At 56.4% G+C, this 2301-nt stretch carries 5 protein-coding genes; all 5 read left to right on the plus strand.

Annotated elements, in window-relative coordinates; translation table 11 throughout:
- Positions 1 to 69: 69 nt before the first annotated feature.
- A complete protein-coding gene (gene fliJ, locus ACOSYY_RS01720) occupies positions 70 to 510 on the plus strand; it encodes a flagellar export protein FliJ (protein ID WP_421660539.1) in 441 nt (146 codons plus the stop codon).
- On the plus strand, positions 507 to 1256 hold the full coding sequence (locus ACOSYY_RS01725; RefSeq protein ID WP_421660540.1) for a MotE family protein: 750 nt from the start codon (positions 507 to 509) through the stop codon (positions 1254 to 1256). Before fliJ ends, ACOSYY_RS01725 begins: the two co-directional genes overlap by 4 nt.
- Before the next feature lie 270 nt (positions 1257 to 1526).
- Positions 1527 to 1742: a type II toxin-antitoxin system HicB family antitoxin gene (locus ACOSYY_RS01730; RefSeq protein WP_421660541.1), complete on the plus strand. Its 216-nt coding sequence runs from the start codon at positions 1527 to 1529 to the stop codon at positions 1740 to 1742.
- Positions 1667 to 1966 (plus strand): type II toxin-antitoxin system HicA family toxin, encoded by a 300-nt coding sequence (locus ACOSYY_RS01735; protein WP_421660543.1) that lies wholly within the window; start codon positions 1667 to 1669, stop codon positions 1964 to 1966. Before ACOSYY_RS01730 ends, ACOSYY_RS01735 begins: the two co-directional genes overlap by 76 nt.
- 88 nt (positions 1967 to 2054) lie before the next feature.
- Positions 2055 to 2301: hypothetical protein (locus ACOSYY_RS01740; RefSeq protein WP_421660542.1), on the plus strand; the 247-nt coding region annotated here is incomplete at its 3' end.

Genomic DNA, 2301 nt, shown 5'->3' on the forward strand with positions numbered 1-2301 from the left:
GGACATTGACCAGCCCGCCGGCTTCTCCTCGTCGGTGCAGCAACTCGAGGGGCTGGCTCAACAGGCAGCATGAGCCTCGAGTCGTTGCGGAAACTGCGAGCCCAGACTGTAGAGAGCTTGATGATGGAATTGGCAAAAATAACCCGTGCCTTGGCCCGGAGCGAGGAGCGGTATCGCGACATCGAAACGCAGATTCAGAAGGATGTCGCTGTCTATGACCGGCAATCGGCGCAAGGGTTGACGATAGAAGCATGGTGGGAATGGCAGGGGAGTATGGATTCGCAACAGGCAGCGCTGCGCCAGGCGCGCCTCGAGATCGATCAAGCCGTCGAGGCATGGCGGCACACCAAGGCGCTTCTTGTGGAAGCCAGCCAAGAACGCAAGCTTCTTGATCGTGTCGCCGACAAGCGCCGCGAAACGCAACGCGCCGAAGCGGGCCGTCAGGAACAGCGGACGACGGACGAAGCCGCGAGCCGCCGGTATTCCGCAAGAAAAGACAGCAACCCATGAAGACACGATCCATCAAGGGCCGGACGGATTATTTCAGTCTCGCCAGCCGTAAGCATGCGGCGAGAACCGTACTGAGAGCAAACCGGCACTCCCAGCTATGGACGATGATCGGCGGGATCTTCGGGTCCACGATTCTTTTTTGGATCATGGTGCAATTGGGGCAGGCCTCCTCCGAACCGAAATACAAGACACAGCCGGTGGCGACGAGTGAGCTGGGGCAGACGGCGCCACCGAGCGCGCCGGATGCGGATGGGGCACAAGCGGAGTTGGACGATGATGCCAAGTTGTTCGCTCCGCCTGTGGTCCAAGGTCCGGCCATCGATTTTCCTCGTGAAGTGCTCGACATGATGGAACAACGAAAGCGCGATCTTGACCGCCGCGAGCAATCGATTCGCCAGAACGAAGAACGACTCATGATCGTGAGGAGCCAGGTTGAGGAACTCTTGGACCAGAATGAAGCTTTGGAGAAGAAAATCCAGAGCGCGCAGGCCAAAATCCCCGCTCAACAAGCGAAGCTCCAAGCGGAGAAGGAGCGATTGGCGCAGGACCAACGGACGCAGCTCGCCAAAATCTACGAATCCATGCCGTCCGAAGATGCCGCATCACGTCTCGAACGTATGCCGGATCGTAAAGCGATCGAAATCCTCAGAATGGTCAAGGCCAAGACCGCCGGGGCGATCCTTGCGCAGGTCAAAGCCGACCGCGCCGCGAAACTCACCGAACAGTTGCTGGCGCAGACGCCGTAATTGCTATCGAACATGGCGATTGCTGGAGTATTGAGCGGCAACATCGAATCTACTCTCCGACACCGTGCATGATTCAAGGTCCGACCCGACTTCTCGGCCCATGGCTTTTGCCGTGATTGCCACGTGAGTGGCGGGCTAGTTCCCCGCCCGATGAGCCGCGTGGCAACCGGTCATGGACGGATTGCGGGAAGAGTAATGAAGGAAGATGGGGTGCCAGCGGTATGTTCGTGGTACATAGTGGAACCGTCGGAAGAAGGGAGGTAGGACGCAATGATTTTCCACGTAACGTTGGAGCAAGCGGAAGATGGCTGGGTTGTCGTAGAGTGCCCGGCGCTTCCCGGCTGTGTCTCTCAAGGAAAAGATGAAAAAGAAGCCGTTGACAACATCAAGGAAGCCATCACCGCGTGGCTGTGGGCCGAAGACCAAAAGGCGATGAAGGCTCTTTCCCCAAAACCCGGGCAAGAACCAATTGTTGTTGCGGTCTAGCAAATGGCGAGGTAGCTGATATCTCCGGAAAGGAGACCGTCAAGGCCTTCCGCAAGGCCGGGTGGGAACAAATTGGCCAAGTGGGCAGTCATGTCGTGATGGTAAAGGCCGATGTTCGGGTCAATCTTTCGATCCCTCAACACAAAGAACTGTCTGTCGGGACACTCCAGGCTCTCATTCGGAACGTTGGACTCACCGTGGAAGAGTTCTTGTCATTGCTCTGAGACGCAAAGCCAAAGATGGAGTGACTTCGTTTGCGGATGAGGGTATTCTTCGGCACATGCATGCCCTTTCTCATGATGCCGGTTCGCGATGAGTGCTGATTTCTTCTCGAAACCCATCCTCAATTCTCCCTATGCGTACCCCATACGCCATTGGGAACTCGACGACCAGGGCCAACCGACACACAAGATTATAGATAAGCGTCGCCCTGCCGAATTCATCACGCCGATTCCAAAACCCAAAAAACGAAAGTCCTCAGAGAAACAGTCCTCGATTGTCTTCGATGAAGGGAAGGGTCTCTCAACACAGGAACAGCAATATGATGTCACGGCCATCA

The sequence above is a fragment of the Nitrospira sp. BLG_2 genome (assembly GCF_049222245.1).

Excerpts from the sequence above, each read along its gene's own strand:
- fliJ (WP_421660539.1), top strand. The coding sequence starts at position 70 with ATGAGCCTCGAGTCGTTGCGGAAACTGCGAGCCCAGACTGTAGAGAGC.
- ACOSYY_RS01725 (WP_421660540.1), top strand. The coding sequence starts at position 507 with ATGAAGACACGATCCATCAAGGGCCGGACGGATTATTTCAGTCTCGCC.
- ACOSYY_RS01730 (WP_421660541.1), top strand. The coding sequence starts at position 1,527 with ATGATTTTCCACGTAACGTTGGAGCAAGCGGAAGATGGCTGGGTTGTC.